Annotated in this window: 27 protein-coding genes and 1 pseudogene; 16 read left to right on the top strand and 12 right to left on the bottom strand. The window is 57.6% G+C overall.

What is annotated here, in order from left to right:
* Positions 1-22: 22 nt before the first annotated feature.
* Positions 23-421 carry a MerR family transcriptional regulator gene (locus SynBMKMC1_RS05840; RefSeq protein ID WP_186473045.1) on the bottom strand — a complete coding sequence of 133 codons (399 nt, stop codon included), beginning with the start codon at positions 419-421 and terminating at the stop codon, positions 23-25.
* Between the two features lie 40 nt (positions 422-461).
* On the opposite strand from SynBMKMC1_RS05840, the gene SynBMKMC1_RS05835 reads away from it, so the two are divergent.
* Genes SynBMKMC1_RS05835 through SynBMKMC1_RS05825 form a run of 3 tightly spaced genes read left to right on the top strand, consistent with a single transcriptional unit; the run spans position 462 to position 1,677 of the window.
* A complete protein-coding gene (locus SynBMKMC1_RS05835; RefSeq protein ID WP_186473044.1) occupies positions 462-1,163 on the top strand; it encodes a DUF305 domain-containing protein in 702 nt (233 codons plus the stop codon).
* Positions 1,164-1,195: 32 nt separating this feature from the next.
* The gene (locus SynBMKMC1_RS05830; RefSeq protein ID WP_131455963.1) at positions 1,196-1,411 is read left to right on the top strand and encodes a DUF3721 domain-containing protein; all 216 of its coding nucleotides are present in this window, start codon (positions 1,196-1,198) and stop codon (positions 1,409-1,411) included.
* The gene (locus SynBMKMC1_RS05825; RefSeq protein ID WP_131455619.1) at positions 1,408-1,677 is read left to right on the top strand and encodes a hypothetical protein; all 270 of its coding nucleotides are present in this window, start codon (positions 1,408-1,410) and stop codon (positions 1,675-1,677) included. Before SynBMKMC1_RS05830 ends, SynBMKMC1_RS05825 begins: the two co-directional genes overlap by 4 nt.
* A 34-nt stretch (positions 1,678-1,711) precedes the next feature.
* On the opposite strand, the gene SynBMKMC1_RS05820 is transcribed toward SynBMKMC1_RS05825, so the two are convergent.
* A complete protein-coding gene (locus SynBMKMC1_RS05820; RefSeq protein ID WP_185189735.1) occupies positions 1,712-2,245 on the bottom strand; it encodes a DUF411 domain-containing protein in 534 nt (177 codons plus the stop codon).
* A 549-nt stretch (positions 2,246-2,794) separates the two neighbouring features.
* On the bottom strand, positions 2,795-3,136 hold the full coding sequence (locus SynBMKMC1_RS05815; protein ID WP_038004231.1) for a c-type cytochrome: 342 nt from the start codon (positions 3,134-3,136) through the stop codon (positions 2,795-2,797).
* A gap of 229 nt (positions 3,137-3,365) precedes the next feature.
* On the opposite strand from SynBMKMC1_RS05815, the gene SynBMKMC1_RS14840 reads away from it, so the two are divergent.
* The 6 genes from SynBMKMC1_RS14840 to SynBMKMC1_RS05785 all read left to right on the top strand — a co-directional run bounded on the left by SynBMKMC1_RS14840 (position 3,366) and on the right by SynBMKMC1_RS05785 (position 8,458).
* Positions 3,366-3,587: a DUF3721 domain-containing protein gene (locus SynBMKMC1_RS14840; RefSeq protein WP_006041171.1), complete on the top strand. Its 222-nt coding sequence runs from the start codon at positions 3,366-3,368 to the stop codon at positions 3,585-3,587.
* A gap of 500 nt (positions 3,588-4,087) precedes the next feature.
* Positions 4,088-4,579 (top strand): hypothetical protein, encoded by a 492-nt coding sequence (locus SynBMKMC1_RS05805; RefSeq protein ID WP_006041169.1) that lies wholly within the window; start codon positions 4,088-4,090, stop codon positions 4,577-4,579.
* Positions 4,580-4,948: 369 nt separating this feature from the next.
* A complete protein-coding gene (locus SynBMKMC1_RS05800; RefSeq protein WP_186473043.1) occupies positions 4,949-5,722 on the top strand; it encodes a GTP-binding protein in 774 nt (257 codons plus the stop codon).
* A gap of 5 nt (positions 5,723-5,727) precedes the next feature.
* A complete protein-coding gene (locus SynBMKMC1_RS05795) occupies positions 5,728-6,543 on the top strand; it encodes a metallophosphoesterase (RefSeq protein ID WP_186473042.1) in 816 nt (271 codons plus the stop codon).
* Entirely contained in the window at positions 6,543-7,253 is a 711-nt protein-coding gene (locus tag SynBMKMC1_RS05790; RefSeq protein WP_186473041.1) for a phosphoesterase, read from the top strand. The genes SynBMKMC1_RS05795 and SynBMKMC1_RS05790 overlap by 1 nt, the downstream gene beginning before the upstream one ends.
* 116 nt (positions 7,254-7,369) lie before the next feature.
* On the top strand, positions 7,370-8,458 hold the full coding sequence (locus SynBMKMC1_RS05785; protein WP_186473040.1) for a GTP-binding protein: 1,089 nt from the start codon (positions 7,370-7,372) through the stop codon (positions 8,456-8,458).
* Positions 8,459-9,225: 767 nt separating this feature from the next.
* Here the strand turns inward: SynBMKMC1_RS05785 and SynBMKMC1_RS05780 are convergent.
* On the bottom strand, positions 9,226-9,567 hold the full coding sequence (locus SynBMKMC1_RS05780) for a c-type cytochrome (RefSeq protein ID WP_186473039.1): 342 nt from the start codon (positions 9,565-9,567) through the stop codon (positions 9,226-9,228).
* Positions 9,568-9,797: 230 nt separating this feature from the next.
* On the opposite strand from SynBMKMC1_RS05780, the gene SynBMKMC1_RS14835 reads away from it, so the two are divergent.
* The 6 genes from SynBMKMC1_RS14835 to SynBMKMC1_RS05750 all read left to right on the top strand — a co-directional run bounded on the left by SynBMKMC1_RS14835 (position 9,798) and on the right by SynBMKMC1_RS05750 (position 14,326).
* Positions 9,798-10,019: a DUF3721 domain-containing protein gene (locus tag SynBMKMC1_RS14835; RefSeq protein ID WP_186473038.1), complete on the top strand. Its 222-nt coding sequence runs from the start codon at positions 9,798-9,800 to the stop codon at positions 10,017-10,019.
* Between the two features lie 596 nt (positions 10,020-10,615).
* Positions 10,616-11,107, top strand: a complete 492-nt coding sequence (locus SynBMKMC1_RS05770) for a hypothetical protein (RefSeq protein WP_186473037.1) — start codon at positions 10,616-10,618, stop codon at positions 11,105-11,107.
* A gap of 656 nt (positions 11,108-11,763) precedes the next feature.
* Entirely contained in the window at positions 11,764-12,243 is a 480-nt protein-coding gene (locus SynBMKMC1_RS05765; RefSeq protein WP_186473036.1) for a thioredoxin family protein, read from the top strand.
* Between the two features lie 198 nt (positions 12,244-12,441).
* Positions 12,442-13,098: a cytochrome c biogenesis CcdA family protein gene (locus SynBMKMC1_RS05760; protein WP_186473035.1), complete on the top strand. Its 657-nt coding sequence runs from the start codon at positions 12,442-12,444 to the stop codon at positions 13,096-13,098.
* Positions 13,095-13,613: a sigma-70 family RNA polymerase sigma factor gene (locus SynBMKMC1_RS05755; protein ID WP_186473034.1), complete on the top strand. Its 519-nt coding sequence runs from the start codon at positions 13,095-13,097 to the stop codon at positions 13,611-13,613. The genes SynBMKMC1_RS05760 and SynBMKMC1_RS05755 overlap by 4 nt, the downstream gene beginning before the upstream one ends.
* Positions 13,610-14,326, top strand: a complete 717-nt coding sequence (locus SynBMKMC1_RS05750) for an anti-sigma factor (RefSeq protein ID WP_186473033.1) — start codon at positions 13,610-13,612, stop codon at positions 14,324-14,326. The genes SynBMKMC1_RS05755 and SynBMKMC1_RS05750 overlap by 4 nt, the downstream gene beginning before the upstream one ends.
* Before the next feature lie 79 nt (positions 14,327-14,405).
* Here the strand turns inward: SynBMKMC1_RS05750 and SynBMKMC1_RS05745 are convergent, their stop codons facing one another.
* From SynBMKMC1_RS05745 to SynBMKMC1_RS14665, 3 genes are read right to left on the bottom strand one after another with little or no spacing between them, the layout of a single operon-like run.
* A complete protein-coding gene (locus SynBMKMC1_RS05745) occupies positions 14,406-14,636 on the bottom strand; it encodes a hypothetical protein (RefSeq protein WP_186473032.1) in 231 nt (76 codons plus the stop codon).
* Positions 14,633-14,950, bottom strand: a complete 318-nt coding sequence (locus SynBMKMC1_RS05740; protein WP_186473031.1) for a hypothetical protein — start codon at positions 14,948-14,950, stop codon at positions 14,633-14,635. The genes SynBMKMC1_RS05745 and SynBMKMC1_RS05740 overlap by 4 nt, the downstream gene beginning before the upstream one ends.
* Before the next feature lie 25 nt (positions 14,951-14,975).
* A complete protein-coding gene (locus SynBMKMC1_RS14665; protein WP_255486416.1) occupies positions 14,976-15,134 on the bottom strand; it encodes a hypothetical protein in 159 nt (52 codons plus the stop codon).
* On the opposite strand from SynBMKMC1_RS14665, the pseudogene SynBMKMC1_RS05735 reads away from it, so the two are divergent.
* Positions 15,063-16,251, top strand: a pseudogene (locus SynBMKMC1_RS05735) (cytochrome P450). The gene SynBMKMC1_RS14665 and the pseudogene SynBMKMC1_RS05735 overlap by 72 nt on opposite strands.
* 19 nt (positions 16,252-16,270) lie before the next feature.
* Here the strand turns inward: SynBMKMC1_RS05735 and SynBMKMC1_RS05730 are convergent.
* The 5 genes from SynBMKMC1_RS05730 to SynBMKMC1_RS05710 are packed head-to-tail and all read right to left on the bottom strand — an operon-like array spanning position 16,271 to position 19,984.
* The gene (locus SynBMKMC1_RS05730) at positions 16,271-16,501 is read right to left on the bottom strand and encodes a hypothetical protein (protein WP_186473030.1); all 231 of its coding nucleotides are present in this window, start codon (positions 16,499-16,501) and stop codon (positions 16,271-16,273) included.
* Between the two features lie 14 nt (positions 16,502-16,515).
* Positions 16,516-16,971, bottom strand: coding sequence for a hypothetical protein (locus SynBMKMC1_RS05725; RefSeq protein WP_186473029.1), 456 nt, complete (start codon positions 16,969-16,971; stop codon positions 16,516-16,518).
* 60 nt (positions 16,972-17,031) lie between these two features.
* Positions 17,032-18,126 carry a type III polyketide synthase gene (locus SynBMKMC1_RS05720; RefSeq protein ID WP_186473028.1) on the bottom strand — a complete coding sequence of 365 codons (1,095 nt, stop codon included), beginning with the start codon at positions 18,124-18,126 and terminating at the stop codon, positions 17,032-17,034.
* Positions 18,126-19,268, bottom strand: a complete 1,143-nt coding sequence (locus tag SynBMKMC1_RS05715; protein ID WP_186473346.1) for an NAD(P)/FAD-dependent oxidoreductase — start codon at positions 19,266-19,268, stop codon at positions 18,126-18,128. The genes SynBMKMC1_RS05720 and SynBMKMC1_RS05715 overlap by 1 nt, the downstream gene beginning before the upstream one ends.
* Entirely contained in the window at positions 19,268-19,984 is a 717-nt protein-coding gene (locus SynBMKMC1_RS05710) for a class I SAM-dependent methyltransferase (protein WP_186473027.1), read from the bottom strand. Before SynBMKMC1_RS05710 ends, SynBMKMC1_RS05715 begins: the two co-directional genes overlap by 1 nt.
* Between the last annotated feature and the right edge of the window lie 112 nt (positions 19,985-20,096).

Here is a 20,096-nt window from a genome sequence, read left to right as displayed (position 1 = left end):
ACTGAGCTGATCACGCGACTGATCAAGCCCCGCCACAAGGCTCCCAGCTCTTCAACATCGTTTTGATCTCAGTCTCCAGCACCTTCAATTCATCCAGGCGCTCATGAATCTCGCTTAATTTTTCGCGCATCGTGGTCTTGAGATCACTGCAAGTACAGATTCCAGATCGCTGTGCCTGAATTACTTTTTTCACCAAATCAAGAGGCAAGTCCATGGCCCGCAGACGAAGGATTAGACTAAGATCGTCAAAAACAGACTCATCAAACAATCGATATCTGGAATCGGTACGTGATACTGGCAGCAATAAACCTTCATCACAATAAAAACGAATCGTTTTCACCGAAATGTTGCTTCTTGCAGAGACAACTCCAATCTTGAGTAGATCGCCAGGCGCTTTAGGCACGAAGGGTTGACTCTCCACTTACTGGAGACTCCACAATAGCGACGTGATTGTTCTTTCCATGCGTCGAATCGCTTTTGCTCTGGCCGCCATCTCGGCACTGCCCCCTCAAGTCGCATTGGCCCAAATGGACCATGGGATGCATCACCCAGCACCTGAAAAAACGAAAGAGGCTGCACCCCCCCATTCCGGCAACCATCAGCACCATGCCCATGGCATGGGACCAGCAGGCAGCACCTACGACCTGCGCTTTATCGATGGCATGGTCGAGCATCACACCGGGGCGTTGCGGATGAGTGAGTACGTCTTCAACATCGGCGCCCCTGGGGTGGGGGCGTTGGCAAACAGCATCTGGAACGAGCAGGCCCGTGAGATCAAGGCGATGCGCCAATGGCGCAAAGCCTGGTATCCGGATGCACCGGTTTATCCCGTGGCATTGCGCCCTAACGGGGACCCCAACTCCATGGCAGATCTGGTGCGCATGAGTCCTGATGTGATTGCCGCGATGCGCATGTCGGGAACGAAGCCAACGCGCGACAACAGGGTGCAGTGGTTCTTAGAGGGAATGATTGAGCACCATGGAGGCGCACTTCAGATGGCCCATGAGGCTCGGCAAAACTCCACCAACCCCACCGTCCTTCGCCTGGCGCGCGAGATCATCGTCGCCCAGCGCAAAGAGATCATCGAACTCCGCAAGATGCTGCAAAGCGGAGGACTGAATAAGCCGGACTACTACAAATTTGATGGCCTTTTCGCGCTGTGAAAGCAATCACTTTTAATGCCTTCACCACAACGATGATGGGATGGATCTCCATCTCATTCGCCCTCGTCGCTGCTTTCGTTGTCCATCCCATGGCCAGCCATGCTCACAGCAAAGGCATCTACCAATCCAAAGCTGACGCGCAACAACGTGCCAGTGAGATTGGTTGCAATACGCTGCATCAGAACAACGGAAAGTGGATGCCCTGCGCAGATGAGCGTAAACTCCACCGCCAACTTCGCAAGCAATGAACCAACGACCGCTTTCACGGCGAGCACGCAAAGTTCACCGTTGGCTGGTTCCAATCGCCGCTGTTCCGTTGCTGATCACCGCAGGCACGGGATCTCTCTACAGCTTGCTCTTGGAGCAAGACATTGATGCCTTCTGGCTGCTGAAGATCCACACCGGGAATTTCGGTGTTCTGAATCTTCAGCCCGTCTACCCAATGCTCTTGGGTGGGCTCACCGTCATCGTCACAGTTTCGGGTGCAGCGATGCTGTTAAAACCATCGCGATGACCCCCGTTCCCCGAAGCGGTCTCCCTGAAACCGCTTAATAACGCGCGAAGACGGAGGTTGTTCCGTCATGGGCAATGGCAAGCACCTCGAAACGTTCAGCCTCGACGCCAGCCACCTCCATCCCGGGAGAACCCATTGGCATCCCTGGAACTGCCAGACCTCGGATATTGGGCCGTTCTGTCAAAAGACGCTGAATCGCAGAAGCGGGCACATGCCCTTCGATCACATACCCCTCCACAACCGCGGTATGGCAAGAAGCTTGTTGTGGGCTGATGCCACGCGCTTTCTTCACGGCATCCATGTCCTCGGTGACATGGTCCTCAATGCGGTATCCCGCTGAAACGATGTGGGATCCCCATGACGTACAGCAACCGCAACTCGCCGATCGATACACCGTCATCTGAGGCCCGGTCGCCCCACTGTTGACGGGCATCGCAGCATCCCCTTTCACATCACCATGCGCCTCAAGCGGTTGACTCGCTGAAAGCAGCGAGACGACTACAAAGGCTCCAACCAAGCTCTGTCGCACGGCAGCTGAACACAGATGCGCAAAACGCGAAGCGTTCATGGATTCCTCAATGCAGCGAATTGAATCGACTCTCCGCATTATCGCGAGTTGCTCATAAACACACCCAGTTGCACAAAATTCCAGGGACAACTCGGGGACCAGCCCTTCAGACCTGTTCCAACAACTGGAAGCCAAGTGGCAGCAGCGGCCAGAAAGCCCAGTATTGATCGGCAGGATTCACACCAGTTCCAGCCACCATGCTCCCCATCAATGCAGTGATTCTGCAGAGCGATGGAGCAGGCCAGTGGACACCCTCGAACACCGGCACTCAACAGGGCTATGAGTGCCCCAACTGAATGCCCTAAACACTCGCTGCAATGGAGAAATCAATTCAAAACGAGTGGTCTTCCACCCTTTGCTGTTCACAACTGAATCAGGAAAGCCGTGTTCACGCTCAGATCGAACAATCAAACAACCTGTAAGAGGAAGAGTCCGTTTCAAAGGAAATACCCTCTTCTATATCTACTCAAAGAAAAAGCCCCTGGTTGTTTGACCAATCAGGGGCTCTATTAAAAACCGTCAAAGGCTCAAATCTGTAGAGTTGACTGCTCAGGCCCAGCCGTTGATCGATTGCGATTCAACATAGGCGGCAACATCAGCGATGTCGTCTGGACCAAGCTTCCCGCCAAACGCAGGCATGCCGTTTTTGCCATTGGTCACCTGGTAAGCGATGGCTTCTTCATGGCCTTCGTTGTAGTTAGCCAGGTAAGCCTTGAGATCGTCCTGTTGGAGCGTGCGTTGACCGTTAACAACGTTGCCTCCACCCATATGACATGCAGCGCAGTTGGCAGAGAAGATCTGCTCGCCATGCGCTGAATCAGCAGCGGATACCATGGATGGGGCAATAAGAGCGATCAAAGCCGCCAGCGCGAGAGAAAGAAAGTGACGCATGCATAGGTCTTTTGACTCATGTATTTTGAGACTGAATCTCCGCGACGTACAGAAGAGGACAAGATTCTTCAACAACCTCGCATCAGGCCATAGAAGCGGGCGGAGCTAAATGGTGGCCCTGGATTAAACGAGACACGGCATCCCTTTTGCTCCGTTGCTGGAGGCACAACAACCTCTGCGGCGCACTGATGTCATCAACTGCATCGTGAGGGTTGAATCCAATCAACCGATGAAGCGCGCAGCTCTTTTGTTCAGCTCCATCTTGGTGATGTCCGCAGGTTCAGCCTTCGCCAACCCCCACGGTGGTCAGCCGAAACAGGCGATGTTCAAGACCCAGCAGGAGGCAGAGGAAGCAGCTCCAAGGTTCGGATGCAAGGGAGCACATCAAATGGGGTCCATGTGGATGGTCTGCGCCAAACACGAGGAAGCTGAGCAGCACGGACATCACTGATCAACAAGACCTGCGTGGTGGGGAACATTCGCCTCGAAACAGGCTGAAACAACCCCATCCATCGCAGAGACGTGTACATCGAGCCAGCGCTTGAGCGCTGCTCCTGCCCCCGAAGTCACGCGTTGTAGCCGTCCAGGGAGAAAAGCGGGACTGGCTGCTGGAGTTGAGGTGCGCCTTGCAAAAGCGGAAAATACATGGGTTAAGTACTGACACCCTCTCCCTCCAAATGGTCCGATCGGCGCAAGACGAGAAGAACCGGCAGGTCTCTCTGGGAATCGCCTTTGTGGCGGCAGCCTCTGCGGTCTTGATCGCTTTGGTCTTGAGGCTGGGTTACTGCTGCGAGTGGTTCGGGATGCACCCGAAGCTGGGCTGATCGGCACCAAGACGGCTCAGGAGACAGCAATTCAAGATTGAACGGATGATTCAGGGCTTGCCTTCACAAAAGGCAGTAGGCAACGGACCCACGAACCAACAAAATCTGCACAGTGAATGATCGCCGCATGAAGGTGCTGCCCCAACTCCAGAACCTTCTGATCACTGCCTGTTTAGGGCTGCTGTTGTTGTGCAGCGCAGGCCGCGTGGACGCGTGCGTTGAAGGGTTGGCTTGGGGAATGCCGTTGGAGCAGGTGACCACCCATATGGGTGAAGGGAAAACCGTGAACGAAGAGCGGTCCGGTCGCTACGTGACTCGCGATGTGTTTCTGGATCGACTGCCCGTCTCTCAGGCCACCTTTGAAGTCGATCCCGATAAAGGGCTGACGAACCTGGCTTACGAGTTCGCCATCGATGACATGACTGAGGTGCTTGCAGGCCTGCGCGCTCGACACGGCCCACCCCTGAGCACAAGCCTTGAGCACGACAGCCACAACGACCAGGTCTGGGTTTGGAACACAGGTGAAGACCTGATCACAGCCGTGAAGACAGAGAGTGACAGCCAACAGGCTTTTCTGATCTCTTACCGGCCAAGCCGATTGAAGCCCGAAACGCTTTAAAGAGGTTTCCTTCTCAGTCCGTGCAAAGGACTCTGCTGCTTCCCGAGATTCACGTTTTCAATCCAGAGACATTTTCAGCTAAGGAGAAGGTTGTAGTTGCCCACAATTCAGCCTACTTGCACAAAAAACGAGGGACAACTCAGGGACAAGCCCCTCAGACCTATTCCTGTAATAAGGAGCTAAGTGGCAGCAGCGGCCAGAAACCCCAGCGCTGATCTGCAGGATTCACATCAGCTCCAGCCACCACGCTCCCCGTCAGTGCAGTAATACTGCAGAGGGATGGAGCAGGCCGGGGGCATGGAAAGGTCGAGACAAGCCAGCGACGAAGAATCATAATGAGAATGATTCTCGGATTTCGAGGAGGTTGCGATGGGCCAGGTGTGCCTGATTTCAGGCCCCCCGGGGTGCGGGAAAACAACCTGGGCGCTCCAAAGGCTCCAGCAACATCAAGGCCCCTGCGCCTACCTGCGGCTGGAGGGAGAGAAGGCAGACGGGCTTCAACAGGGGGAAGACAGCGGAATCGACCTGGCTTGGCTCAAGGACCAGGTACCCAGGCTTGAGGAACTGGCGACAGCCAACGCGGCGGATCTGAAGCAGGACAACGAAGGGCTGAGCCTGATCGAAGTTCAGCAGTTCCATCCCCCCAGCCAGGAGGGAATTGAAGCGCTCGGAGACAACGTTCGCTCCAAGCTGGAGGCCTTGCAGCTGCACCCCGACCAACTCCTGCACTTCGGGCGAGATCGTGAATTGCCTGCAAAGGACACCCTGGAGTTCAGCAAGCTCGAGGCCTGGCACACCTCTCTTTCGGGTTGTGTTTGGGATCCCAACAGCCTGAGCAGCTTTTGGTTTGAACTCGTCAACGGTGCCTACGGCGATGTGTACCGCGCCAAAGGCCTGATGAATCTTCCGGACGGGCGCGCATTTTTCTGCAATTGGATGGTGAGCCAGGAGTCATCCCAGTTCCTTCCCCTGGACGCCACAGCACCACCGCAGGGTCGCCCCAGTCGAACCTCAGAGCTCGTTGTTCAGGGCAAGGCACTCAACCCTGAAGGCATGCAAGCCACCATCAACGACTGTCTGCTCGCGGATGACGTGCTCGCCATGCAGCAACAACAGCTTCAACAACACACCTCGCAAGGCTGATTGACATGAACCACGCCGTCATCTCCTGTTTGCACGCCAACCTTGCCGCCGTGGAGGCGGTGCTCGAGGACATCGACTCCCAGGGCATCCAAACCATCACCTGCCTTGGCGATCTTGTGGGCTACGGACCCCAGCCCAATGAAGTGGTGGAACTGGTGCGTCAGCGCGAGATTCCCACCTGCCAGGGCTGCTGGGATGAGGACATCATTGACGGTCTGAATGCCTGTGAATGCAGCTATCCCTCCCAGCTGGCGGAACGACGAGGTCATCGCGCCCATCACTGGACAGCCGATCAGCTGACGGAGGAGAACAAGGCCTTTCTGGCTGAACTTCCGATGACACTGCGGCGCGACAAGTTGTTGTTTGTGCATGGCAGTCCGAACAGTCAGCACGAATATCTGTTGCCCGACATGAATGCCTTTGCGGCCCTTGAACGGGTGGAAACAGCAGGGGCGGAAACCTTGTTCTGCGGCCACACCCACCAGCCCTATGTGCGCGAACTACGCCACGGATCCATTCGAGTGAAGGTGCAACAACGCGATCAAGGCGCACCAACAGAGCAGGAGCTGGAACTGCCGATGCGGCGGATCGTTAACGCTGGTTCTGTGGGGGAACCGCGTCATGGCAGCACCAAGGCCACCTATGTGATCCATAACGACAACACCGGAGAGGTGACGATTCGGGAGGTCGACTACGACGTCGCCAAAACCTGTCGAGCAATTGTTGATGCGGGCTTACCGGAGGTGTTTGCCTGGAGGCTCAGCCACGGCTTCGAATATGCCGAGCGGGCTGAAGACGCCAGCCATGTGTGTGAGCGCTGATGGAACGCTGGGCCCTGGTGAGTGGTCTCCAAGGAGACCTGGATCTGTACGAACAGATTCAGAAGGATCTAAAGCAACAACGGGGTGTTGCCAATCTCTTCGTTCTCGGTGATCTGATCGGATCACAACGCAAGTGCAATGCTCTGCTCGAGCGGCTGAGGCAGCCGAAGCGCGCTGATCTTCAGCCCGACTGCATCTATGGCTGGTGGGAAGAACAGCTTCTGGCGGAGTGTGGCTACCGCGGCGAACGCAAGGCTGAAGGGCTCAGAGCCGAGCAGGGCGAGGCGGCGGTCGGAGAACTTCTCGCTGCGGTGGACGCTGACCATCTCAACTGGCTGGCATCGCTGCAGTTCGGCTTCATCGAACTCGACTGCGCTCTGATTCATGGCAGCTCCGCTGACATCGGCGACCGACTGACGGAAGACACTTCAGCCTTGGTACTTCTGGATCGGCTGACGCGGCTGGATGTGAACCGGCTGTTTACGGCGCGCTGTCAGCGTCAGTTCCGACTGGAGCTTTCCGGTGGATCCATCCAATCCCACGTCAAAGACCATGCCGGTGAACAGCAGAGCGAACAGGCTGTGCCCAAACGAAGCGTGATCGGCATTGGCGGAGGGAGGAATTACACCCTCTACGACCCCGCCACAGATCACATCGAATTTCGAATTGCGGGGGAACCTTCCAACGCTTCGGGGCGGGGCTTTGGCTGACTGCCACGTCTCGAGATGTTCTGTCGCAACAACTGCTGAGTGAGTTGCTCGCCTGATCACAGGAACGTCGTTTCACAACCTTTGATCCCAAAGATCACCTCTGTTTTTCTGACCCAATGACCACTGCACCAACCAGCACCAACGTTCCCGTCACCATTCTCAGCGGATTCCTCGGAGCGGGAAAAACCACGCTGCTGAATCACATCCTGAGCAATCAGCAGGGGGTGAAGACCGCGGTGCTGGTGAACGAGTTCGGTGAAATCGGGATCGACAACGATCTGGTCGTCACCACCGATGAAGACATGGTCGAGCTGAGCAACGGTTGCATCTGCTGCTCGATCAACGACGAGCTAATGGAGGCGGTGGAACGGGTGATTGAACGCCCAGAACCGCTCGATTACATCGTCGTCGAAACCACCGATCTGGCCGATCCCCTGCCGGTGGCCATGACCTTCCTTGGCAGTGAGCTGCGGGATCAAACCCGCCTCGATTCGATCATCACCTTGATCGATGCAGAAAACTTCGACAACGTCGTGCTCGACACGGAAGTTGGCAGGGCCCAAGTGATTTACGGCGACATCCTTTTGCTGAACAAATGCGACCTCGTCTCCAAGGAGCGGCTTGAGGCTGTCGAGCAGCAACTCAGGGACGTCAAGAACGACGCTCGGATCCTGCGGTCGGTGAAAGGGGAGGTGCCTCTTGCCCTGTTGCTCAGTGTCGGACTGTTCGAATCCGACAAGGTAAGTTCCCCTGCCGACGATCCGAACCTGGATCACAGCCATGAGCATGAACACGATCACAGCCATGAGCATGAACACGATCACAGCCATGGGCACGATCACGGTCATGCCCACAGCCATGAGAACGGTCATGACCATGGCCACCATCACCACAGCCACAACCACGGTGACCATCAGGACATCGAGGGATTCACCTCCCTGTCGTTCCAGAGTGATGGGCCCTTCGCATTGCGCAAGTTCCAGAACTTTCTGGACAACAAGATGCCCCAGGAGGTGTTCCGGGCCAAGGGAATCCTCTGGTTCAACGAAAGCGAACGCCGCCATGTGTTCCATCTGGCAGGCAAACGCTTTTCCATTGACGACACCGACTGGAGCGGTGATCGCAAGAATCAATTGGTGCTGATCGGCCGCGACATCGACCACACCACCCTGCGGAAACAACTCCAGGCCTGTCTGGCGCATTGAGTCAAAGGAAACCGCAACCCCGCCTTAACTCGCGTTGTGGTGGTTGCGTCTTGGCGGTGGTTCTCGTAGATCCGGTTACTGCGGAATCCCTTCTGCTAAGCATCGAGAGTGATTATTCGACTCAAAGCAGTAGGTGGCCGCGGCGATCCCGGCAGGCAAGAACGTTCCGCGGTATCCAGCAACGTAAAACGGATGCCATAGAGCTCTTCCTCCGCCGCGTAAACCTGCCGCTATAGCTCATGGCTGTCAGGCAGGTGGTCTTGGACCATCTCTCGTAGAGCAGGATTCGAGCGAGGCCAGCTCCCTGGGAGTTGCACACCATTCAGCCCAGTGGCACAAAATTCCAGGGACAACTCAGGGACAAGCCCCTCAGACCATTTCCTGCGATTGAGAGCTAAGAGGCAGCAGCGGCCAGAAACCCCAGCGCTGATCAGCAGGATTTACGCCAGCTCCAGCCACCATGCTCCCCATCAATGCAGTGATTCTGCAGAGCGATGGAGCAGGCCAGGGGACACCCTCGAACACCGGCACTCAACAGGGCTATGAGTGCCCCAATTGAATGCCCTGAACACTTGCTGAATGGGGGGATCAACTAAAAACGAGAGGTCTTCCATCCTTTGCTGTCAGCAACTGAATCAGGAAAGCCGAAAGAATCAGTTTCAAAGGAAATACCCTTTTTTACTTCTACTCAAAAAAGCCCCTGGTTGTTTGACCAATCAGGGGCTCTATTAGAAACCGCAAACTCTCAAATCTGGAGAGTTGACAGCTCAGGTCCAGCCGTTGATCGATTGGGATTCCACGTAAGCGGCAACATCAGCGATGTCGTCTGGACCAAGCTTCCCGCCGAAAGCAGGCATGCCGTTTTTGCCATTGGTCACCTGGTAAGCGATGGCCTCTTCATGGCCTTCGTTGTAGTTAGCCAGATAAGCCTTGAGATCGTCCTGTTGGAGAGTGCGTTGACCGTTAACAACGTTGCCTCCACCCATATGACATGCAGCGCAGTTGGCAGAGAAAATCTGCTCGCCATGCGCTGCGTCAGCAGCGGAAACCACGGAAGGGGAGAGCAGAGCGACCATAGCCGCCAGCGCGAGAGACAGAAAGTGACGCATTCGTAGGTCTTTTAACTCATGCATTATTCAACTGAAGCTCCGCGACCTTCAGAAGAAGAAAAGATTCTTCAAGAAATCTCGAATCAGGCCATGGCAGCGGCCGGAGCTAAATGGTGGCCCTGGATTAAACGAGACACGGCATCCCTTTTGCTCCGTTGCTGGAGGCACAACAACATCTGCGGCGCACTGCTGTCGTCAATTGCATCGTGAGGGTTGAATCCAATCAACCGATGAAGCGCGCAGCTCTGTTGTTCAGTTCCATCTTGGTGATGTCCGCAGGTTCAGCCTTCGCCAACTCCCACGGTGATCAGCCGAAGCAGGCGATGTTCAAGACCCAGCAGGAGGCAGAAGCAGCAGCGCCAGAGTTCGACTGCAAGGGGGCACACCACATGGGATCCATCTGGATGGTGTGCGCCAAACACGGGGAAGCGGAGCAGCATGGACATCACTGATCACCATGGCCTGAGGAATGGAGAACACCCGCCTCGAAGCAGACTTAGGTAACCCCATCCATCGCTGGGTCGTGGTCATCGCTGCAGCGCCGCTGCCAACGCTTGATTGCTGAACGTCCCCGCATCAGTCGCGCTTCATAGCCGTCTACAGAGAAAAGGCGGGACTGGCTGCTGAATTGGGGTAGACCTTGCAAAAGCGGAAGATGCATGTGTAAGTACTGACACCCTCTCCCTCTTAATGGTCCGATCGGCGCAAGACGAGAAAAACCGGCAGCTCTGTCTGGGAATCGCCTTTGTGGCAGCAGCCTCGGCTGTCTTGATCGCTTTGGTCTTGAGGCTGGGCTACTGCTGCGAGTGGTTTGGAATTCACCCGAAGCTGGGGTGAGTCACTAAGCAGCGCGGTTGGTCACATCCCAATCCGACGAACTTTTTCCAGGCGCCATCTCCATAGATTCCCTCTCCAGAGCGGATCGGTATCAAGACAGCTCAAGCGGCAGCGACACAAGATTGAACTGGTGATTCAGTGCTTGCCTCACAACAGGTCGTAGGCAACAGGGCCACGAACCAACAAAATCTGAACAGCTATTGATCGCCGCATGAAGGTGCTGCCCCAACTCCAGAACCTTCTGATCACTGCGTGTTTAGGGCTGATGTTGATGTGCAGCGCTGGCCGCGTGGAGGCCTGCGTCGAAGGGTTGGCTTGGGGCATGCCGTTGGAGCAGGTGACCACCCATATGGGTGAAGGGCAAACCGTGAACGAACAGCGGTCCGGTCGCTACGTGACTCGCGATGTGTTTCTGGATCGGCTGCCCGTCTCTCAGGCCACCTTTGAAGTCGATCCCGAAAAAGGGCTAACGAACCTGGCTTACGAGTTCGCCATCGATGACATGACTGAGGTGCTTGCAGGCCTGCGCGCTCGACACGGCCCACCCCTGAGCACAAGCCTTGAGTACGACAGCCACAACGACCAGGTCTGGGTCTGGAACACAGGTGAAGACCTGATCACAGCCGTGAAGACAGAGAGTGACAGTAAACAGGCTTTTCTGATCTCTTACAGACCAAGCCGATTGAAGCCCGAAACGCTTTAAAGAGGCTTCCTTCTCAGTCCATGCAAGGGACTCTGCTGCTACCCGAGATTCACGTTTTTAATCCAGAGGCATTTTTCAGCTAAGGAGAAGGTTGTAGTTGCACACCATCCGGCCCAATTGCACAAAATCCCAGGGGCAACTCAGGGACAAGACCCCTAGCGCTGGTGCAGCAACTGAGAGCCAAGTGGCAGCAGCGGCCAGAAACCCCAGCGCTGATCAGCAGGACTCACACCAACTCCAGCCACCACACTCGCCATCAATGCAGTGATTCTGCACTCGAATGGATCAGCAAAGCACTCACCGGAGCGCAAAGATGCCTTCTGGCTCCTCAAGATCCACACCGGGTACTTTGGCGTTGTGAACCTTCAGCCCATCTACTCACTGCTCTTGGGTGTGCTCACCATCCTTGTCACGGTGTCAGGTGCGCTGATGCTCTTGAAGCCTCAGCGATGACCCCATGGTCCTAACCGCAATCTGTCGGAACACGCCTCGTCGCAAGCAAAGATGGAATCAATCCAGAGGCGAGACATCAAGCAAACAGGGCATCACAGGAATCACAGGAGCCAGCGGTCTCAAGACGGACATCACGTTAATGCTTAACCTTTGAATCCGATCCGGCAGCTCGTGGGTATAAGCATCAGTTCTGCTCAAGCCCCTTGCCCAACAGTGCTCTCATCCTTGGCCTGATCGTCGGAGCCGGCGGTCCACTCACAGCCTCCTTAGCGCCAGCACCAGCATCGTTGATGCTGGCGCCACTCGCCGCAGCCCCAGCCAACGCGGCATCTCCACTGGCCCCTTCGCTTCAGGGAAAACCTGTTGTGGTGGAGATCTACGCCTCCTGGTGCAGTGCTTGCCAGAGCATCAAGCCAGTTTTGGAAACACTCCGTAAGAAGGAAGGCAGCGCCATTCATTGGATCCAATTTGATGTGTCCAACACCGCCAGCGCAAAGTCGTCTGCGGCTCAAGCGAAAAAACTGGGACTCGCAGAATTCTTCAAGCGCAATCGCGGCCAAACCAGCCTGGTGAGCATCATCAATCCAGAAACCGGCACCGTCGTGAACACATTTCGCGCCCAACCCAAACTGGATCCGTACCTCAAGGCCATCCAGACAACACGCTCGCTGCTCCAACGCTGAGTCCACATGACCATCACAAGAAAACCCCCTATTCGTTGGCGGTGGATTCAACTGATTCTTCTTGTTTGCACCGCAGCCTTTATTGCGAATTATGCACAGCAGATTGAACAGACAGTTTTGTCAATCAGTCAGGATTACGCCAACTGGCTGAGCACGTGGAGCGAACGACATGACTGGACTGCTTTAGGGTTACCCGTGATGGCTTTCGGAGGCGGCCTGATCGCGAGTGTGTCCCCGTGCGTCCTCGCTCTTCTTCCCGTTCAACTGTCCTATCTCGGAGCACAAAAAAACAAACGGCCGAATCCCGGCAACGTGTTGCAATTCAGTCTTGGCATCGTCGTTGCATACAGCGTTCTCGGCTTATTCACGTCCTTAGCCGGAGCCCTAATCATTGATTATCGCGGCATCTTATTGATCACTGCTGGAGTCGTTGTGATTGCCATGGCTCTACAACTGCAAGGATGGGGACCACAGATTCCATGGCATCGTCTCACCATCCGAGCCTCCCCGAATCCAAACCGGATCAAGAACCACTCTGCCGGAGCATTTCTGATTGGACTAACGTTCGCGCTGGTGACATCGCCCTGTGCAAGCCCTGTGCTTGCTGCTGTGCTCAGCGCAGCGGCCGCCGCCGGATCGCCCGTTTTAGCGGTCACGTCCATGGTGCTGTATTCCATCGGCTACAGCATGGTGATTCTGCTCGCTGGCCTAGGCGTTGAACTCGGTGGTCTGCGTCAGCATTTGCTTCAACGGGGTGAACAGATCTCGGCAATCAGTGCCATGGTTCTCATCGTCTTTGGGGTGATCTATCTCTGGACAGGTGTTCAGGATTTGCAGCTGCAAGTTCAGATGTGAGCGCAACAGATGCCATCAGCCCCGAGGAGCTTGGTCGTCTTTATGACGAACATGCAGCTGCAGTTCATCGACTCGCTTTCAGTCTTCTAGCTCAACAACAAGAAGCCGAAGATCTCACCCATGATGTGTTTTTACGATTGCAGCGCGGCGGTTACAACTCAGACCGTGGTTCAATTCGCAACTATCTTTTATTGCTCACCAGGTCCATGAGCCTCAACAGGCTCAACCAACACAACAATCGCCGACGCATCCTTCAGTGGTTTCTACCGAGTCGGCAACAGCATGAGCCGATCGACCTCCACGCCATTGAGGCACAGATCAATCTCGAAGAAGCAATGACCCAACTTTCACAGCGGGAACAACAGATTCTCGCCATGAACTACAGAGAAGAAATCAGTCAGAGCACCATTGCAGCCACATTGAACTTGCCCCTAGGAACAGTCAAAACCATTAGTCGCCGGGCCTTACTCAAACTCCGCCATGCCTTAACAACGAAAGGACAAATCCGATCATGACCACGCAAAACCATTCACAAGATCCATGCAACCCAAGGGCTGAACTTCTCGCTGGCCACATTCTTGGCAACCTCAGCACTGATGAAGTGCAATTGCTGAACGAGCACCCACCCAGCTCAGCAGAAGAGCAGGCGCTGATCAATGAACTGAAGATCGTGCATCAGAGCATGGCCATGCAATCACCCCCTCCACTATCTGCAGCTGTCAAACAACGTCTGTTAAGCGCGACCTCGAAAAGAAGGCACTCCACCCCTCAGAACTGGCTGATCGCAGGATTACTGCTGGCTCTGACTTTCACAACCGGAGAACTTTATCGTTCGAAACTGCAAATTGCGAAACAAACCAATTCAACAGTCCCAGCAGATCTTCACCCTGGCGACTACACCATCGCGCTGCAGGGCAACCCGAGTGGAACAACAGGAAAGGCACGTGGAGAAGTCACAATCCGCCCAGGACAACAAAACAATCGACTTGTGCTGCATCATTTACCCCAAGCCCCTGCAGGAATGGTCTATCGGCTCTGGGCCATCACTCCATCCGGCCTGCAGGGTTGCGTTCACTTCCTGCCTGACCCAAGCGGAACCGTCGTGATGACCATCCCTCCTCAACCCACTGGATCAGCCACGAAGCTGCTGATCAGCCTCGACCCAGTGTCTTCTCGCGAAAAGGCAGATGCACAACCTGAACAACCCGTGCTGACCGGTTTCATCTGAACAACCAACTCAAGTGCAGACAGCCACTACCGCCATCACTGCGAATCCTGAAATCGCCCACCTGCATCATCCAGGCCATTCATGAGTGAATGGGGGATGCGTGGAAGTTCCAGCGCTCCCCATCTTCAAGCCACAGCTCCCAGGCCAGACGGGATCCATCGCGAAGCTGCAGTTGCCCCCCAAAGCCCGCTGGCGATGGCTGATAGAGATCGCTGATCTCCAGCGCAGGCTCTCCATCGCGGGTGAACAGCACCTCCACTCTCTTGCCGATCCGTTGACCAAGATCTCCGCGGAGCTCCTCGATGGTCATGCCTGGGCACTGCTGAAGTCCAACACCAGATCGCCGAGATCGTCGCGGCTGATGCTGAAGCGGAAGCCATCCAACGTGCCGCTCCACACCCCAGCGGAGGCATCGGCTTCCAGGCCCACAGGCGCTTCCACGCTGTGATCAAAGAGCGTCTGAAAACAGTGGGCTGCCACCCGCGCCGCCTGATCAGCATCCATCTCGTCGAGCTCGTGGGCAGCAACCGGGCAGCCCTCGAGCAGCTCTGCATCGATCACGTTGCCCATCCCCACATCGGCGACCAGCGCAGCCAGACCGTCATTCATGCCCGATTCGGCCATCGTCAAGTTCAGATCAACAGGCCGATCAAAGCACCTCTCCGTTGTCGATAGCGTGGTGGCCCTCGTTATCCCGTGCGTGATGGCGGCCAAGACCCTCCCGAGCACGGGTGCCGTGACCGGCCTCAAGGAAACCCTCGACTTCTTCGGTGACCCTCAGTTCGCGCAGAAGCGTTTCAAGGCCCATGGCGACGTGTTTGAAACGCGGCTGCTCAACCAGCGCCTTGTGTTCATCCGTGGTGAGCAGACCATGGCTGATCTATTCGCCCAGGGTGACGCCCTCGAGGGTTGGCAGCCGCTCGTTGGCCAATCGCAGCGGAGACGGTCATATGGGGCGCCGCCGCGTGGTCGGACAGCTGTTTTCCGCAGCAGCTCTGAGTCGCTACATCCCCTCGATCGCCGCTCTGGTGGAGGAGCTGGCAGACGAGCTGATCCAAGCCAAGGCCCCGGTTCAGCTCGTGCCCTGCATGCGGCGTTTCGCCTTTGCGGTGATCGCCACCACCGTGCTGGGCCTGGATGCCAGCGACCGGCAGGCCCTGTTCGCCGACTTCGAAATCTGGACCCGGGCCCTGTTCTCTATTCCCGTCGCCATTCCTGGCACTCCCTTCGCCAAGGCCCTGGAGGCCAAGAAGCGCCTGCTGGGTCGCCTGAAACAGGTTGTGGCCCAGACATCCGCGGAGCGGGGAGGCCTGGATGAAGCAGGGATTCCACTCACCGATGACGATCTGGTGGAACAACTGCTCCTGCTGCCGTTCGCCGGTTACGAAACAACCGCGTCGTCGTTGAGCTGTCTGATGCGCGCCCTGTTGCTTAACCCCGATGTGGAGCAATGGTTGTTGCCGGAACTGCTGGATCAGCCCTGGCCCAACCTGACGACCCGTAGCTGCCCGCGCCTGGACGCCACCGTGCTGGAAGTGATGCGGCTGACGCCGCCAGTGGGTGGGTTCTTCCGCAGAACCAAGCAAACCGTTGAATTAGGTGGTGTGGCGGTCCCACCGGATCGGGTGATTCAGGTGGCGCTTGTAGCCGACCTTGGCGATGGATCCAGCGACCTGGCAGAGATCAGGCCGCAACGGCACCTGGATGGATCGTTCAACCAAACCCTGTTGCCCTTCGGCGGCGGCGGCCGCGTTTGCCTGGGCAAGGCGTTGGCTGAGCTGGAGATCCGTCTGATGGCCATTGGGCTGCTGCAGCGCGTGCGGCTGGAGTTGGCACCGGATCAAGACTTGACGCTTCAGCAGATCCCCAGTCCCTCACCCCGGGGAGGGTTGCTGGTGACAGCATCCGCCCGCAATAAGTCGTGAGGAAGCCAAAGGGAACCGCTCAGGGATCGTCCTGTGACGGGCTGGAGTCGGTGAGGGTCTGGTAAAGCCTGAATCCACCCCAGCCCCACAGCAGAGACCAAAGAAAAAAGGTGATGGCTGTGCCGATCTGGCCTGTTTCAAGCGAATAAACGCCGAACTCAATCAATCCGGCGTCGATCAACGATCCTCCAACGCCCCAACCAAGAACCCAGGCGAAGAGAAAGCCAATGGCCTGCAGATTTCCTGTCATGAATCAATCAGGGGTTATGAACTCTTGAAGAGCTCGTCGGTCATCTCCCGATAAGGATTGAACGACACTCCAGGGCGACGCTTGCGAACCGGAAGAGTGGTGCCGGGGAGGAGATTCTCGGGTGCGTAGGTCACCAGAACCACCTCAGGCTTGCGGCTCTCCTCTTCAGCCAGTTCACGAGCGATGGCCTCAGCGGTGGTGAGCGATTCACCGGAGGCAAGTGAATCTTCTGCAGCTGCAAGCTCAGAAGCGGCGGCGGGCTTCTCGGCGCTGGACGGCTCGGGCAGCGTCGGTGCGGGGAGTGGCCGCAGAAGCACCAGTCCCACCGCCAGAACGAGCAGCGAGGCAATGGTTCCGCTCAGGCCTGGCAGGCGTCCATAGAAATTCCAGACTGTGCCGGAAACGGCAAGGCCCAGAACACCAGTGGCAGCGGCGGCAGGCCCGGCCAGGCGACGAACGAGGGCGATCACGGGCTCTGCAACAAAACTCAATCCTGTCGAAAAAGAGAGGCAACTGCGGGGGGCCGCAGGTCAGCCATGGATGAGCCGGAACAAGGCCGCTTCGGCGCAGAGGCCGGGGCCAAAGGCCAGGGCCAGGCAGGGGCCAGGGTTCGCTGAGTGGCGCAACCGCTGCAGGATGAACAGCACCGTGGCGCTAGACATATTTCCGTGGTCGTGCAGCACGGCCCGTGACGTTTGCAGTTGCTCAGGGCTCAGTTCCAGCACCTCACCACAAGCCGTGAGAATCCTTGGCCCGCCGGGATGCATTGCCCAGCTGGTGATGGACGCGGGAGAGAGATCCAAAGCGCCCAACCAATCATCCAACCAGGGGCGCAAGGCCTGCGCCACGGTCTGCGGCACCTGCGGCGACAGGCCCATGGAAAAGCCGTGATCAGTGATTCTCCAGTGCATCAAGCCAGCAGATCTGGGGATCACGGTGGACCCATTGGTCTCCAGCACAAGAGCCGGCAGCGATGTGGAACGTTGCGCCGAGGCCACCACGGCAGCGGCACCATCGGCGAATAGGGCATTGGCCACCACCTGTTCGGGATCACCGCCGTACTGCAGATGCAGGCTGCAAAGCTCCACGCAGCAGATCAGAACCACGGCGTCGGCATCGGCTTCAGCAAACGCCCGAGCCACCCGCAGGCCATTGAGCGCTGCATGGCAGCCCATGAAGCCCACGTGAGTTCGCGCAACATCGGCACGCAACCCAAGCCGTTCGATCAGAGCCAGGTCCACCCCCGGAGCCTCGAAGCCAGTGCAGCAGACCGTGATCAGATGGGTGATCGCCTCAACCGCGACCCCAGACTCAGAAAGGGCTGCTGAGCTGGCTTTCAGCGCCAGCGCAGCGGCATGGCGCTGAAACACATCCATGCGCTCCTCTGTGGAGGGGCTTGTGCTGCCGTAGAAGGGCACCCTCTCCAGAAACGAGTCGTCGTCACCGTGATCAGCGATCAACACACTGCCGCGGCGACGCACGCCGCTGCGCTGATGGATGCGTTGCAGCAGCGCTGTCTGCCGGCTGTCGCCACCACTGACATGCTCGGCCAAGGCAACCGCCTCATCTCGGGTGATGGAACCGTGGGGAACGGCCGTGCCGATGCCATGCAGCGTGAGCGCCATCAACCGATCTCCGCTGGGGGCACCTGCACGCGGTTCACGCGGCGCACGATTCGCTCCGGGAGTGCCGGCCAGACCCTGCAGAGGCCGAACAGGCTTGAGGTGAGCATCGGGCGCTGCAGCACTGTGGCCAGAGCCCTGCAAACCCTCTGACGCCGCACAACCAGGGACTCCAGGGTCTGAAGCCAGCGATGCTCCAGGCCTGGGCTCCAGTCAGCCAGCCCCGCAACGACAAATGGAGCGGCAGCAGCCCCAGCAGTGAGTGCCCAGGCCATCCCCTCGCCGGTGAATGGTTCCACATAACCGGCAGCGTCACCGATCAGTAGACAGCGGCTGCCGGCAACCGCTGGAGGGCGGCGGGTCAAGGCTGGCGTCAACTGCCACTGCCCGGCCATGAGATCGGCAGGCAGGTCAAATCCCGCGGACAGGAGAACGGATCTTGCGGCTCCAGCGGGACCTCCTGCAGCCGCGACGCAGGAGCGATCGAAAGCCGCCGCCAGGTTCAATGCTCCATCCTCCCGTTGCACCAATCCCACATATCCCCCGTTTCCCAGGGCCATATGGATCACGTTGTTGGCGTAACCATGGGCCATGGACGGCAGCACACAGCCAGCCCCCACCCGGGATGTGGCGACGGTTTCAACGCTGGAGTGCTCGGGGCTGCAGTGGTTCACCAGACCGGCCGCCACGAGCACAACCCTCGCTTTCACCTCCGCCTGTGGCCCTCCAGCAGCTGATTTGAGCAGCACGCTCCGCGTCGCGGAACACGCCGGACCCAGCTGTCCCCGCGTCTGAAAGCGAATCGTGGCACCAGCCGCAGCGGCTGCCTCCAGCAGGGCCTGATCAAAACGTTCCCGGGAGAGCACCCACCCACCGGGCAGGGAAAGAGCCGCAGCCAGGCCGTGGAAGCCAATACGCAACTGCTGCAGCGGCTGGGCACCGCAACGCGCCATCAGATCTCCCTGACCAACCGCCTCCAGCACCCCTTGGGCCTGCGCGTTGAAACAACATCCGCACACCTTCCAACGGGGAAAGGCGCGCCTTTCCACCACGAGCACCTTCAGTCCCCTTCGGGCGCAGTCGAGAGCAGCGATCCCTCCAGCGACACCGCCGCCGATCACCACCACATCCCAGATCGGGCCGATCACAACGGTGGACTCCAGATCAGCCTTTGGCGCTGAGGCCAGAAGCGCTGAAGCGTTGCCCCGAAGAGTCCCGCGCGCTCGGCCAGCCTCACAAGTTCCTGGGGAGTGAATGCTGCTCGCACCGACAACGGGCCATCGGTATGCACCACCCATGAACGGCTGAGCAAGCGCGTCCCCCCCCAGGCCAGGGCATAACCGAGTCGACTGCGGATTAGATCGTCAACGATCACCAGATGCTTGGCGCGCGCTGCCATCACCCGAAACAGTGTCACCACAGCGTCATCGTCGAGATGGTGGGCGAACAGCGTGCAATACACAACATCCACTTGATCCTGAGCGGGCTCCGCGAGGGCATCGGCCACGCTGAACTCCACATGTCCGCCCCTGCGTTGGGCATTGCCGCGGGCCAGACGGATCGCTTCGGGATTGAGATCACAGGCACGGATCTCCAGCGCCAATCCTGAACGCCTGGCCATCCGATCGAGATCAATGGCGATGTCACCGCCGCCGCAGGCCAGCTCCAGAACGCTGATCGGTTTTGAAACCGATGCATGCAGCTCCTGCAGCGAACGCAGCAATCCGGAAGAACAGCGGCTGATCGCGTTGATCCGGCGCAGACCGCGAAGGGCACGGGCATGCTCTGCGGGATCCAGCCCTGGCTGGTCCATCACTTCGGGCTGACGGTCGCGTTGATTCAGTGCCTGACCCCAGCGCATGCATTGCTCAGGCGTTCTTCTAGACGCTAAGCACGCGGAGAGCGATGGGCATTGTTAAGGTTTGTATCTCGCGGAGTCAGCCATGACCGATTACACCCCATTCATCATCGGC

The sequence above is a fragment of the Synechococcus sp. BMK-MC-1 genome (assembly GCF_014279955.1).
Taxonomy (GTDB): domain Bacteria; phylum Cyanobacteriota; class Cyanobacteriia; order PCC-6307; family Cyanobiaceae; genus Synechococcus_C.
Note: the sequence above shows the minus strand (reverse complement) of the source record. Positions and strands in the feature narration are given on the sequence as shown.